We start from the raw sequence: 12,830 nt of genomic DNA, 5'->3' as shown, positions 1-12,830 counted from the left end.
ACAGCCTGGAGAGAAAAATGATGGGCGAAAGGGAGAAAAAAGAAAACCCGCACGGGGGAGCCGGGCGGGTGAATGAGGTGGATCCAGTTACAGCTGCTGATAATTGTTACTCATTGGTAGCAGGCAGCACTATAGAGCAGCAAAATTAAGCCGTCTGTGATCCTTCTCGTGCTTTTGTCAAAATGTGTCAACCTGTCACACCGGTGGCGTGAGGCGCGCGCGTGTCCTGACCATCGGTAAAATTGCGCAGCAGCAACGCAAATTGCAGATCGACCTGTGGAGGCACCTTCATCCAGACACGATGGCCGTCTCCCGGTGCCACGTCCGTCGGCTCGCCCCGGCTGTTTTGCAAGGCATCCAGGGTACAAATCAGGTTACCAGAGGGCGTCATGATCTCCAGGCTGTCATGCAGGACGAATTTATTCTTCACCACCACCTCCGCCCAGCTATCACGCTGCTCACCGCTGAATTCGCCGACAAACTGTTGGCGCTCAGAAACAGAATAGCCGTTCTGGTAATTTTGATAGCTGTCATGTGTATGGCGACGTAAGAAGCCTTCGGTATAGCCGCGATGCGCCAGACCTTCCAGGGTTTCCAGCAGGGCAGGATCAAAAGGTTTGCCGGCGGCGGCATCGTCAATCGCTTTGCGATAGACTTGCGCGGTACGGGCGCAGTAATAATAAGATTTGGTTCGGCCTTCAATTTTTAATGAGTGAACACCCATCTGGCTCAGCCGTTCAACGTGCGCCACGGCACGCAAATCTTTCGAATTCATGATGTAGGTGCCATGTTCATCTTCAAAGGCACTCATCATCTCGCCGGGTTTCATCTTCTCTTCCAGCAGAAAAACCTTATCACTGGGCTGACCGATGCCCAGGGTTGGCGTGACGTCCTGCACCGTCACCGGCTGATGGATTTCAACAATATTGCCGACGTCATCTTGTTTGGCCTCCTGCAACTGATATTCCCAGCGGCAGGCATTGGTACAGGTTCCCTGATTCGGATCGCGTTTATTCATGTAGCCGGAAAGCAGACAGCGCCCGGAATATGCCATACACAGCGCGCCGTGCACGAAGACTTCCAGCTCCATGGTGGGCACCTGCTGTCGAATGTCGGCAATCTCTTCCAGCGACAGTTCACGTGACAAAATCACCCGACTCAGGCCCATCTGCTGCCAGAACTTCACGGTCGCCCAGTTAACGGCATTGGCCTGAACGGATAAGTGAATGGGCATGGCCGGAAAAGCCTCACGCACCAGCATGATCAAACCGGGATCGGACATAATCAGCGCGTCCGGCTGCATCTCAATCACCGGCGTTAAGTCGCGGATAAAGGTTTTTAGCTTGGCGTTATGCGGGGCGATATTGACGACGACGTAAAATTTTTTACCCAACGCATGGGCTTCGTTGATGCCTTTCGCCAGGTTTTCATGGCTGAATTCGTTGTTACGAACCCGCAGGCTGTAGCGTGGCTGGCCGGCATACACGGCATCTGCGCCGTAGGCAAAGGCATAACGCATATTCTTCAGCGTACCCGCTGGAGAAAGTAATTCTGGTTTCATGGCGTACTCACTGATGTCAGGTCAGTATGCCGCCTTGGGCGGCACGTGCAGGGGCGTTACCCCTGCGAAAGGTGCGGAATTGTAGGCAGTGAGAAAAAGGAAGTAAATTGATCTGAATCAATCTAAATCAAATGACAGATATCGGCTTCCCAGCGATAGCCCATGCCATACACGGCGCGAATGAAAGGCTGCTCGCTGTCCAGGTTTTCCAGCTTTCTGCGCAGGTTCTTGATATGACTGTCAATAGTGCGGTCAGTGACGACCCGATAATCATCATAGAGGTGGTTTAACAGCTGCTCGCGTGAAAACACTTTCCCTGGCTCAAGGGACAGCGTTTTTAACAAACGAAATTCCGCAGGCGTTAAGTCGAGCGGTTCATCGCGCCAGCTGGCCTGGAAGCGACTTTCATGCACTTTCAGCAGCGACGCAACCGGGGCTTCTTCAGGCGAACGTTTCACCCGACGCAAAATGGTTTTCACCCGCGCAACCACTTCACGCGGGCTGAACGGTTTACAGACGTAGTCATCCGCCCCAATTTCCAGCCCCAGCAGGCGATCGATTTCTTCTGTCCGCGCAGTCACCATAATAATCGGCAGTTCAGAGTCACGGCGGATTTCACGGCACAGCGTCAGGCCGTCCTTACCTGGCAGCATTAAATCCAGCAGGATCAGATCGGGTGGGGTCTGATGAACGTAGTCCAGCACCTCATTGCCATGCGCCAGATGGTGGGTACGGTAGTTGGACGCCTGTAAATAATCGATCATGAGTTGCGCCAGCTTGGGTTCATCCTCAACCACAAGGATCAGCGGATAGGTGTTTTCCTGATTCATAGTCTTCTAAACGGGAGGAACATAACGCAATTGTAGCGCGATTTTCAGTCCACCTAAATCAGCGTGCGTCGCGGTTATGGTTCCGCCATGCGCATCAACAATATTTTTACAGATTGCCAGACCTAAACCTGAGCCGCCGCTGGCCCGATTGCGGGACCCTTCGGTGCGGAAAAACCGTTCAAAAATTTGCGCCTGCTGCTCGCCATCCACACCGGGTGCGCTGTCCTCAACGGTGACGTGCCAGTAGGGTGCGTCATACCAGAGACGAACCTGAACCGTGCCGCCCGCATCGGTATAACGCAGGCTGTTTTCCAGCAGATTGATAAACAGCTGCATCAGGCGATCGGGATCGCCAAAGAAGGGCGCATCTTCAGGCATAGCCAGTTTCAGTGTCAGGTCATGGGCACGGTAGCGTTCGGTAAAATTGCCTGCGCTGACCTCAATGAGCTGCACCAAATCCGTGGCCTGCTTGCGGTAAGCCAACGCACCCACGTCAGAAAGAGACAACTGATGTAGGTCGTCTACCAGCTTCGTCAGCAGCGCAACTTCACTTTGCAATGAGGTAATGGCGTCGGGCGTCAGCTGACGAACGCCATCCTGCATCGCCTCCAGTTCACCGCGTAAAATAGCCAGCGGCGTTCGCAACTCATGAGAAATATCGGCCATAAACGCCCGGCGCATACTTTCATTTTTCTCCAGTGAGCTGGCCAGCAGGTTAAAGTCATGTGCCAGCTGGCCCAGTTCATCCTGGCTGCTGACTTCTACTCGGGTGGCTAAATTCCCCTCGGCCAGATGATGAGTACCGTCCACCAGCCTTTTTACCGGAGCCAGCAAGCCTCGCGCCATCAGCCAGGTCACCAGCGCGGCAAGCAGAGTCGACAAGCCGACGATATACCAGCTGGTTCGTCGTTGTTGCTGATCAAAATTAATGTCGGTACTGCGCGTCAGGCGTTCGGGCGGTGAGCTGATGATCCAGCCCACCACCTTGCCGTTGCTGGTGGTGATATTGTGGCGTATTCCCTCTGGCGGTACCTGTGAGCGCGGACCAACCATCACTTTATATTGCTGATCGAGCACCCAGAACTGGGTTCGCCAGCCGTGCGGCGGAAGCTGATTGTTGCTGTCGGGATTCTGCTCCAGCGAGCGCAGCATGGTAAAAATCAGTCGGTCATTGTTGCGCAGAAAATCCCAGTTGCCATGCTGCTCGTACTGATCGGCCAGCGCCGCGCCCAGCAAATTCAGTCGCTGTTCATTACCGCGTTTGATGTAGTCGACGAAGCCATGCTCAAAGCTCAGCCTGACGCCCCAGTGCATGGTAATCAGTACCAGCATGCAGGTGGAGAAAATAGCCATAAACAGCTTGGCACCGATGCCAACGCGCAGAAACGATCTCATTCACTTCTCCGGCGTCGCAGATCGACGCTTTTACTCTCTTCTTTCGGGACACGCCAGAACACCAGCGCAGGCAGAATAATGATCAGGGCCATACAGAGATAAACATAGATAAAGGCCTGGTGGCTTAACCCCTGTTGCCCCAGCGCCGACTGACCAAACGCGCCCAGCAGCAGGCCCGCGACGGTTACCCCGATACTCATTGAAAGCTGCATGATCATCGACAGCAGGCTGTTACCGCTGGATGCCAGATCGTCCGGCAGCTCTTTCAGCGTCAGCGTGTTCATTGAGGAGAAGCGAATCGCATTCACCATCCCTTGCAGGAATAACACCAGCGGCAGCATGGCCGTCCAGCCCAGCATCGCCACCAGCGGAAACAGCAACACCACCAACGCCAGACCTACCGTCGATCCCACCAGCACGTTGCGATAGCCGAACAGGTTAACGATACGGACCACGATGCGTTTCATGCCCATATTGCCAAGCACCATCGCAATCATCATTAAACCGGCATGAAACGGGCTGAAACCCATTCCGATCTGTAAAAAAAGCGGCGTCATAAAAGGTAACATCCCGCTGCCGATGCGGCCCGCCAGGCTACCGAGTAATCCGATGGAGAACACCCGATTATCAAACAGCTTCAGGCTAAACAGCGCATCGTCGTTGTGGCGCGCATGCAGCAGGTAAAACAGCAGGGAACCTGTGCCTGTCAGGATCATCGCCGCCAGCAACAACGCGGAGCCGCCGCTGCTGCGCTGGCCATCAAGCGCCAGCGTCAGGGTTGCCATGCCCGCAGCCAGCAGAACAAAACCCAAAAAATCGAAGCGTCGTGGCGGCATGGCGTAGTTGGGTAACAGCTTTAAGGTGGCGATAGCGCCGATCACGCCAACCGGGATATTAATCAGGAAAATCCAGTGCCAGCTGGCATATTCCACCAGCACCCCGCCGAGTGCCGGACCCAGTAGCGGACCAATCTGGCCGGGCAGGGTAACGAACGTCATGGCGGACATATATTGATCGCGCGGCACAATGCGCATCACCGTCAGCCTGCCTACCGGCACCATCATGGCCCCGCCGATGCCCTGCAGTACACGTGCCACAAGCAACTGATCCAGCGTGTGGGATAACCCGCACATCAGCGAACCCAGGCTGAACAGCACGATGGCGCTGAAGAAGATATTTCTGACGCCAAACCGATCGGCCAGCCAGCCGCTCAGGGGCAGGGTGACCGCCACCGTTAACACGTAGGCGACAATGACCGAATGCATATGCAATGGGCTCACGCCCAGATCGTGGGCCATGGACGGGATGGCCGTATTGACGATGGTGGTATCCAGCGCCTGCATAAAGAAGCCAAAGGCGACAATCCATAACTGCCAGCGGACCGTTACGCTCTGCATGATAGTTACCCCTTAGTGCTGCGTCGCATTCATTGTCTGAGTGCGCTTTTTGCGTCGCAGTTTATCCATCATTAAGTACACCACTGGCGTGGTATACAGGGTAAGGAGCTGGCTCATGATCAGCCCGCCCGCAATGGTGATCCCTAACGGCTGGCGCAGTTCCGCGCCATCTCCGCTGGTCAACACCAGCGGAAGTGCGCCAAACAACGCGGCCAGGGTAGTCATTAAAATAGGGCGGAAACGCAGCAGGCAGGCCTGGAAAATGGCATCGCGGGCGCTCAGGTTACCCTTACGTTCTGCCTCCAGGGCGAAGTCCACCATCATGATGGCGTTCTTTTTAACGATCCCGATTAATAACAGAATACCGATCAGGGCAATCAGGCTGAATGGCGTATCGAACAGCTCCAGCGCCAGCAGCGCACCGACGCCTGCCGAGGGCAACGTTGAAAGAATGGTCAAAGGATGCACGTAGCTCTCATAGAGAATGCCCAGCACAATATAGACTGCCGCAATGGCGGCCAGCATCAGCCACAGCTGGCTGCTCTGCGACTGCTGGAAAGCCTGCGCGGTACCGGCAAAGCTGCCGCGCACGCTGGACGGCACGCCCAGCGCGGTCATGGTGCGGTCGATGGCCTCCGACGCCTGTGACAGGGAAACACCTTCTGGCAGGTTAAAGGAAATGGTCGATGCGGCAGACAGCCCCTGATGATTGACGGACAGCGGGGCATTAGCCGGCTGCCATTTGGCAAACCAGGCGAGCGGGATCGGTTTGCCCTCGCTGTTAATCACAAACATCTGATTCAGCGCGCTGATGTCCTGGGTATAGCGGGGGTCCACTTCCATGACGACCTTGTACTGGTTCAGCGGCTGGTAAATGGTGGAGATCTGGCGCTGACCAAATGCATCATTTAACAGGGCGTTGGCTTCTGAGACGTTGATTCCCAGCCGCGCCATGCTGGCGCGATCGTAGGTCAGGGCCATTTCACTGCCCTTATCCTGTTGGTCGGAGTTGACGTCAGCCAGTTCCGGCAGGGCGGTAAAGGCCTGGCGGATTTGGGGTTCCCAGGTGCGAAGCGCAGCAAGATCGTCTGACAGCAGCGAGTACTGATAGCTGGCATTGGCTTCGCGACCGCCCACCCGAATATCCTGCACCGCATTGAGATACAGGTTGGCTCCGGGTTCGTTTGCCAGCTTCGTACGCAACCGGGCAATCACCGTCTGGGCATTGTCTTTCCGTTCAGACAGCGGTTTCAGGGAGATAAACATTAAGCCCATATTGGTGCGCATCCCGCCGGTAAAGCCTACCACGCTGGACACATCGGGATCGGCACCGACGATTTTCATAAAGTCTTCCAGCTTACCGCGCATCGCCTGGAACGAAATACTTTGGTCGGCTGAGATAAAGCCCGACAACCGGCCAGTGTCCTGCTCGGGCAGGAAGGTTTTGGGGATACTGATAAACAGCCATACCGTCAGGGCCACCGTCCCCAGCAGCAGCAACAGTACCCAGCGCGCGTGGTTCAGTACCACGGTCAGTGAGCGCGCATAACCGCGCTGCACCGCCAGCAGCAGCCGTCCAAATCCCCGTCGTTGCGGTTGACTGCGCGGCGCATGGGGCTTGAGCAGGTAAGCACACATCATCGGCGTCAGCGTGACAGAGACAAACAGGGAGATCAGGATGGCGACCGACAGCGTGATAGAAAATTCGGCGAAGAAGCGACCAATCAATCCGCCCATCATTAGCAGCGGCAGGAATACCGCAATTAATGAGAGGCTCATCGACAGCACGGTGAAGCCGACTTCACGCACGCCTTTTAGCGCAGCAGCCATGGGTTTCATCCCGGCTTCCACATGACGGGCGATGTTTTCCAGCACCACAATGGCATCATCCACCACAAATCCGGTGGCGATCGTCAGGGCCATCAGCGACAGGTTATTCAGGCTGAAGCCGCATAAATACATCGCGGCGAAGGTGCCGATCAGCGATACCGGCACCGCCACGGCAGGGATCAGCGTGGCGCGACCAGAGCGTAAAAACACAAACACCACCAGAATCACCAACGCGACGGCAATTACCAGCGACTGTTCCACTTCCTCAAGCGAGGCGCGGATGGTGGGCGAGCGGTCCTGCGCCACCTCAAGGTTAATGGCCGCAGGGATAATCTCGTGCAGTTCGGGCAGTTCGGCACGAATGCGATCCACCGTGTCAATCACGTTCGCATCGGCGGTTTTGCGTATGACCAGCAACACCGCCGGTTTACCCCGTGACATCCCGGCGTTACGCACGTCCTGTACCGAATCCTGCACCGTGGCAACATCCGACAGGCGCACCGCTGCGCCATTGTTGTAATGCACCACCAGGGGCTGATATTCACTGGCGGTTTGCAGCGCATCGTTGGTGCGCAGTTGCCACCGCTGTTGACGATCTTCTAGCGCGCCCTGCGGACGACGCTGGTTGGCGTTAGAAATGGCCTGCCGTACCGCGTCCAGGGAAACGCCCTGGTTAAACAGGGCCTGGGGGTTCAGTGCAACGCGCACGGCGGGCAAAGAGCTGCCGCCTACGGTGACATCGCCAACGCCGTTAATCTGCGACAGCTTCTGCGCCAGCTGTGTGGAGGCGTAATCGTAGAGCTGAGCCGGGCTGAACAGGTCGGAGGTCAGCGTCATGATCATGATCGGCGCATCAGACGGGTTAGCTTTGCGATAGGTCGGGCGCGAAGGCATACCGGTGGGGAGCAGGCTTTGCGCAGCGTTGATCGCCGCCTGGACATCCCGCGCCGCACCATTAATGTCACGATCAAAATCGAAAACCATGATGATGCGGGTCGATCCCAGGGAACTGGTGGAGGTCATTTCGCTGACGCCGGCGATGCGGCCCAGGGAACGTTCCAGCGGCGTGGCGACTGACGAGGCCATCGTTTCCGGCGAGGCACCGGGCAGAGAAGCCGACACCATAATTACCGGAAAATCCACCTGCGGCAGCGGGGCGACGGGCAGCAGGCGAAAGCCCAGCATCCCGGCCAGCGCAATCGCCAGCGTCAGCAGCGTGGTGGCGACCGGGCGATGGATATACAGCGCAAAAAATTTCACTGCTGTTCCTCCGTGTGACCGAGGCGGCGACGCAGGTTATGCGCCAGTCGGTCAAACAGCAGGTAAATAACCGGTGTGGTAAACAGGGTCAAAATCTGGCTGAGGATCAGGCCGCCGACCATAGCAATACCCAGCGGTTGGCGTAATTCTGCGCCGACGCCGGTGCTCAGCATCAGCGGTAACGCCCCCAGCAGCGCGGCCAGCGTGGTCATCAGAATAGGTCGGAAACGCAGCAGGCAGGCCTGATAGATCGCGTCATACGGCTTCATGCCCTGTTCACGCTCCGCGGCCAGGGCGAAGTCAATCATCATGATGGCGTTCTTTTTCACGATGCCAATCAGCAAAATGATGCCGATGATCGCCACGATATCCAGCTCGTTGCCGCTTATCATCAGGGCCAGCAAGGCACCCACACCGGCGGTTGGCAGGGTTGAAAGAATGGTGATGGGATGAATAAAACTCTCGTACAGGACGCCCAGCACGATATACATCGCCACGACAGCCGCCACAATCAGCCACACCGTGCTCGTCAGTGCCGCTTCAAACGCCAGGGTGCTGCCCTGAAACTGCGTCATCACCTCTGACGGCATACCAAGCTGTTCTTCGGCCTGGGTTATCGCCTTTGTGGCATCTTCCAGAGAATAGCCCTTCGCCACATTAAACGAGAAGGTGGCAGACGGAAACTGGCTCAGGTGGTTGATGGTCAAAGGCGCATGGCGCTGCTCAATGCTGGCGATAGCATTTAAGGGAACGCTGCCGCCGTCGGTACTGATCAGGCGAATACCCTCCAGACTTTGCAGGCCCTGCGTGGTGCTGTTGTCCTGCTCCAGCACCACACGGTACTGGTTTGCCTGAGTATAGATGGTGGAGATCAGCCGCTGCCCAAAGGCGTCGTAGAGCGCGTTATCCACATCCGCCATGCTGATACCCAACCGGCTGGCGCTGTCACGATCGACTTTGATATAGGCTTCCAGGCCCTGATCCTGCCAGTCGCTGCTGACATCACGCAGCGCGGGCAGTTTTTGCAAGGCGCTCACCAGCGCAGGAACCCAGGTGCTGAGTGAGTCCAGCGATCCGGACTGTAGCGTAAACTGATAGGGCGTGCGGCTGGCCTGGGTATCAATCGTCAGGTCCTGAACCGCCTGAAGCCACAGCGTGACGCCGGGGATCATGCTGATTTGCTGTTGCAGTCGCTGCTGGATCTCAGGAATACGTTCGCTGCGCGTATCCAGCGGCTTAAGGTTGATCTGCAACCGGGCACTGTTGAGTGACGGATTGGTGCCGTCGACGCCCACAAACGAAGTCAGGCTTTGTACCGCGGGATCTTTCATTATCACCGAGGCAACGTCACGGGTGCGCTCAGCCATGCTGGCGTAAGACACCGACTGCGGGGCTTGCAGAGTGCCCTGGATGATGCCGTTATCCTGCTGTGGGAAAAAGCCTTTAGGAATCGCGATCCATAACAAGACGGTAAGCAGCATCGTGCCAAGTGCCACGGATAACGTCAGCCAGGGATGGTTAAGCACCCGACTCAGCCCGCGACCGTACACCGCAATCACTCGCTCAAACATAGCTTCGCTGGCGCGGGAAAAGCGGTTTTGCCTGCGCAGCGATTCTGCGCTCAACATGCGGGCGCACATCATCGGCGTCAGGGTGAGCGAGACCACGGCTGAAATCAAAATCGCCACCGCCAGCGTCACCGCAAATTCGCGGAACAGACGGCCGATGACATCACCCATAAACAGCAGCGGGATTAGCACCGCAATCAGTGAAAACGTCAGAGAAATAATGGTAAAGCCAATTTCGCCCGCGCCCTTCAGGGCGGCCGTCATGGGTTTTTCGCCTTTCTCGATATAGCGCGAGATGTTCTCAATCACGACGATGGCATCGTCTACGACAAAGCCTGTGGCGATGGTCAGCGCCATCAGCGTCAGGTTGTTGATGGAAAAACCCAAAAAATACATCGCCGCAAAGGTGCCAATCAGCGACAGAGGCACCGCCACGGCCGGAATAATGGTGGCGGGTACGTTACGCAAAAACAGGTAGATGATCATCACCACCAACCCCATTGCCAGCATCAGTTCATGCTGGGTGTCGCTGACGGACGCACGAATGTTGGTGGTGCGGTCAGTGACCAGTTTCACGTCGACTGATTTAGGCAGGCTGGCGATCAGTGACGGCAGCATGGCGCGAATGCTATCGGCGGTGGCAATAATGTTGGCACCTGGCTGGCGTTGCACATTCAGCACAATGGCTGGTTCACGGTTGGACCAGGCACCCAGCCAGCTGTTTTCTGCGCCCTGTTCAATGGTTGCCACATCCGCCAGGCGCACCGGTGCACCATTTTTATAACTGACGATCAACTGGCGGTAATCCTCTACCGATTTCATCTGATCGTTGGCGGAAAGCGTGACCGAGCGGGTAGGGCCATCCAGGCTGCCTTTCGCGGAGTTGACATTGGCATTGGTGATCGCCGTGCGTACCGTTTCGCTGGTCAGCCCCATGGCGGCCAGCGCCTGGCTGTTCATCTTCACGCGCACCGCCGGACGCTGACCGCCCGTCAGCGTCACCAGACCGACGCCGGTGACCTGCGATATCTTCTGTGCGACACGGGTTTCCACCATGTCCTGCACCTGGGTTAACGGCATGCTGCTGGTGGTCACGGCCAGAGTCATAATCGGTGGATCGGCCGGATTCACTTTGCTGTAAACCGGCGGATTCGGCAGGTCACTGGGCAGCAGGTTGGTGGCAGAGTTAATCGCCGCCTGCACTTCCTGCTCCGCCACATCAAGCGGCAGCGTCAACTGAAATTGCAGCGTGACGATTGAGGCGCCACCCGAGCTTTGCGATGCCATCTGCTTTAGTCCGGACATCTGGCCGAACTGGCGTTCAAGCGGAGCGGTAATTGAGGAGGTCACCACATCCGGGCTCGCCCCGGGGTACAGCGTAACGACCTGAATCGTCGGATAATCCACTTCAGGCAGGGCAGAGACCGGCAAAAAGCGGTAACCCAGAATCCCCGCCAGTAAAATGGCAATCATCAGTAAGGTGGTCGCGACCGGACGCAGGATAAACTGGCGTGACGGCCCTCCGCTGTGGTCAGGAGGCATAACCTGCATTACTCAGATTCCCCTTTGGACGGCAAGCTGGTGCGGGTCTCTTTTGTGGCGCGACTCTGCGCGGCAACCACTTCGACTTTTGCCCCTTCTGTCAGGCGGTCCAGCCCGTCGGTGACGACGCGATCGCCTGCGTTGAGTCCGGCGCTGATTACCACTTTCTGGCTGTCCTGCAGACCGGCGGTCACGCTTTTCTTACTGACCTTGTCTTCACTGTTGATCACCCAGACAAAGTGGCCTTCATTCCCCATTTGCAGCGCTGCGGTGGGAATCACGACGGCATCCTGTAAGGTATTCACCTTCAGGCGCGCATTAACAAACTGGTTAGGAAAGAGCAGATCATCCTGATTATCAAAGCGCGCTTTAATTTTAATCGTGCCGGTGGTTACATCAATCTGGTTATCCAGGCTGAGCAGTTTACCGCGGGTGATCAAATGCTGATTGCTGCGATCCCAGGCTTCGACCAGTAAAGGTTCGCCAGTTTTCTGCGCCTGCATGATCTGGCTGATAGTGTTCTCAGCCACGCTGAACACCACATCCACCGGATGCGTTTGAGTAATCATCACCAGGCCATTGGTGTCGCCGCTGGTAATGTAGTTGCCAATATCAACCTGCTTCAGGCCGACACGTCCATCGATAGGCGAGGTGATGCGGCTGTAAGTGAGATTCAGCTGGGCGCTGGCAACGCTACCTTCATCGGCTTTTATCGTGCCCAGGGTTTCATTCACCAGAGCGCTCTGTGTGTCCAGATCCTGCTGGGAAACCAGCGAGGTTTTCGCCAGCTTCTGGTAACGGGCTAAATCGCGGCGTGCGTTCGCCAGGGTAGCCTGGTCGCGCGCCAGCTGACCCTGTGCCTGCATGAGGGCTACCTGATAGGGACGGGGATCGATCTCGGCGAGCAGATCGCCGGCTTTCACCTGCTGGCCTTCTGTGAAGTGGATAGCCATCAGATTCCCATCCACCCTGCTACGCACCGTCACGGTGTTGGCGGCTGTCACGGTGCCTAACCCATTCAGGTATTGCGGCACACTCTCTTTGACCGCACTGGCCGCCTGCACCGGCGCTAAGGGCTTATGCGCGCCACTGCCTCTTTTACCATGTGCAGGCTGGCCGGATGCGTCACCGTCGCTTGCGGGCTGGGCCGGATGCTTCCACCAGTAATAGCCGCCTGCGGCCACGGCAATCACCACCAGCGCAATCAACGCTTTTTTCATAACAGGGTATCGGTTGTTCATTGTTGTTGTTGCTCTCCAGCACTGTCTTTCCAGGGCGCGGGCTTAAAAGGTTGCCTGCAAACCACGAATTGTAGTCGTCCCTGCGGGTAAAAATTTGAAGGAATTAAGGATATCTGTCAGCACTGCGTAATTATGTCGATTTTCTGAAGACATATTGTCGTTTAATTGATGGGCCGTATTCATAACGCATTTGAATGAGTGTGCCA

General features: G+C 56.5%; 7 protein-coding genes. All 7 read right to left on the bottom strand.

Features of this window, described 5'->3' with window-relative positions; genetic code table 11:
• Positions 1-187: 187 nt before the first annotated feature.
• The 7 genes from yegQ to NR177_RS04630 all read right to left on the bottom strand — a co-directional run bounded on the left by yegQ (position 188) and on the right by NR177_RS04630 (position 12,624).
• Complete coding sequence (gene yegQ, locus NR177_RS04660) at positions 188-1,561, bottom strand: tRNA 5-hydroxyuridine modification protein YegQ (protein WP_256852384.1); 1,374 nt, start codon at positions 1,559-1,561, stop codon at positions 188-190.
• Positions 1,562-1,683: 122 nt separating this feature from the next.
• Positions 1,684-2,391: a two-component system response regulator BaeR gene (gene baeR, locus NR177_RS04655; RefSeq protein ID WP_063880190.1), complete on the bottom strand. Its 708-nt coding sequence runs from the start codon at positions 2,389-2,391 to the stop codon at positions 1,684-1,686.
• A gap of 6 nt (positions 2,392-2,397) precedes the next feature.
• The gene (baeS, locus tag NR177_RS04650; protein WP_096010823.1) at positions 2,398-3,786 is read right to left on the bottom strand and encodes a two-component system sensor histidine kinase BaeS; all 1,389 of its coding nucleotides are present in this window, start codon (positions 3,784-3,786) and stop codon (positions 2,398-2,400) included.
• Complete coding sequence (gene mdtD, locus NR177_RS04645; RefSeq protein ID WP_063880188.1) at positions 3,783-5,183, bottom strand: multidrug transporter subunit MdtD; 1,401 nt, start codon at positions 5,181-5,183, stop codon at positions 3,783-3,785. The genes baeS and mdtD overlap by 4 nt, the downstream gene beginning before the upstream one ends.
• Positions 5,184-5,195: 12 nt before the next feature.
• Positions 5,196-8,273: a multidrug efflux RND transporter permease subunit MdtC gene (mdtC, locus tag NR177_RS04640; protein WP_256852383.1), complete on the bottom strand. Its 3,078-nt coding sequence runs from the start codon at positions 8,271-8,273 to the stop codon at positions 5,196-5,198.
• The gene (locus tag NR177_RS04635) at positions 8,270-11,392 is read right to left on the bottom strand and encodes an MdtB/MuxB family multidrug efflux RND transporter permease subunit (RefSeq protein WP_256852382.1); all 3,123 of its coding nucleotides are present in this window, start codon (positions 11,390-11,392) and stop codon (positions 8,270-8,272) included. Before NR177_RS04635 ends, mdtC begins: the two co-directional genes overlap by 4 nt.
• Positions 11,392-12,624, bottom strand: a complete 1,233-nt coding sequence (locus NR177_RS04630) for an MdtA/MuxA family multidrug efflux RND transporter periplasmic adaptor subunit (RefSeq protein ID WP_256852381.1) — start codon at positions 12,622-12,624, stop codon at positions 11,392-11,394. The genes NR177_RS04635 and NR177_RS04630 overlap by 1 nt, the downstream gene beginning before the upstream one ends.
• Positions 12,625-12,830 lie beyond the last annotated feature (206 nt).

The sequence above is a fragment of the Pantoea sp. Fr+CA_20 genome, assembly GCF_024520835.1.
Lineage (GTDB): Bacteria > Pseudomonadota > Gammaproteobacteria > Enterobacterales > Enterobacteriaceae > Pantoea > Pantoea allii.
The sequence above is the reverse complement of the archived record's forward strand: the minus strand, read 5'-3'. Positions and strand labels throughout refer to the sequence as shown.